The sequence below is a fragment of the Frankia sp. CgJB1 genome (genome assembly GCF_977947065.1).
Genome location: NZ_CDWTNB010000075.1, coordinates 1 through 1471 on the forward strand (window position 1 = coordinate 1; position 1471 = coordinate 1471).

Annotated in this window: 1 pseudogene; it reads right to left on the reverse strand. The window is 65.4% G+C overall.

Annotation, left to right across the window (positions count from 1 at the left end):
- Window positions 1-1152: pseudogene (locus tag AC08OT_RS10530) on the reverse strand (IS110 family RNA-guided transposase); the annotation flags it as partial.
- Window positions 1153-1471 lie beyond the last annotated feature (319 nt).

The following is a 1471-nucleotide window of genomic DNA, read 5'->3' on the forward strand; positions in this document are numbered from 1 at the left end:
TGGCATTGAGGCCAGTCTCCACCGAGGTCCTGGTAGACGGTGTTGTTCGCGATGATGTGCCAGTAGGCGATGAGAATGTCGTGGCGGGTCGCGCCGATGGCTTTGAGGACCCCGCGGCGGCCGCGGACCTGGGCGTGGTGGGACGCCAGGTAAGTGTCCTTGCTACGAGCGGCGGAGTGCGCGGCCTCGGTCAACGCGGTACGTAACCACTTGTTTACCATGCCGGGTCCGGCCGGACAGGCGTTTCCCGCCGGAGGTGTTGTTTCCCGGGCAGATACCCGCCCAGGACGCGAGATGGCCGGCGGTCGGGAACCGGCTCATGTCCAGGCCGACCTCGGCGAGCAGCACGGTCGCGGTGACCTCACCCACTCCGGTGATCGTGCGGATCCGGTCGACCGTCTCCCGAAAAGGGGCGATCATCACCTCGATCCGGTGGTCGAGCTCGTCGATCTGCTCGTCACACAGGTCGATCCGTGCGAGCAGCTGCGCGGCGAGGAACCCGTGGTGCCCGGAGCGGAACGTTCCCGCGAGTGCCTCCTGTAGCTGTGGGATCTTGCGGCGGAGTCGGCCGCGGGCCTGATCGGCCAGATACTCCAGGGACTGCTCTCCCTCGATCATCTTCTCCAGGATCGCGCGGCCCGAGACCCCGAGCAGCTTGGAGGCGACGCTGGTGAGTTTCACGCCGGCGTCCTGCATCAGCTTCTCCAGCCGCTGGATCTCCCGGGTCTTCTCCTCGACCACGATCCGTCGGGCCCGGGTCAGGTCACGCAGGTCCCGCTGGGGTTTCGGCGGCACGAAGGAGGCGCGTACCAGACCGTGCGCGACGAGGTCCGAGATCCAGGCCGCGTCCGCGACATCTGTTTTTCGGCCTGGTACGTTTCGGACGTGGGTGGCGTTGAATAGCCAGCACTCGAACCGGTCTTCCAGCATGTGGAATACCGGTTTCCAGTAGACGCCTGTCGATTCCATCCCAAAGATCGTCACTCGGTTCTCGGTGAGCCAGTCCGCGAGTAGTCCGAGCGAGCCCCCGGTTGTGGTGAATGTCCGGACCTCGGTGACGGCTTTACCCGAACCGGTTTGGATGCGCACCGCCGCGGCAACCGTGTCTCGGTGCACGTCAAGACCTGCGCACCGCGGGAATAACACCTGCATCTGCCAGCCCTCCGTCGTCAGCGACCTGTAGGCGCTGTCCGGAGAGGCCCTGACCACAGGAAACTGAGGAACGCGCTCGTAGCAGCAGAAAAGAGTGCCACAGGACCTCCACCGCCATACTCTTGGACGGGCTCTGAGCACCAGAGAACGCCGACGCCGATCCGGACAGCATCGGAGATGCTGCACGGGCCTCGGCGATGCCGGGCCGAAACGATCCGCCAGCCAACATCAGGACCACAGGCGTCCCGCGGCCGGACTCAAATTCTCATACGAAAGGGTGGCGGCCACGCCGCCCTAGCTGCTCTCGGGGAATCGTCGG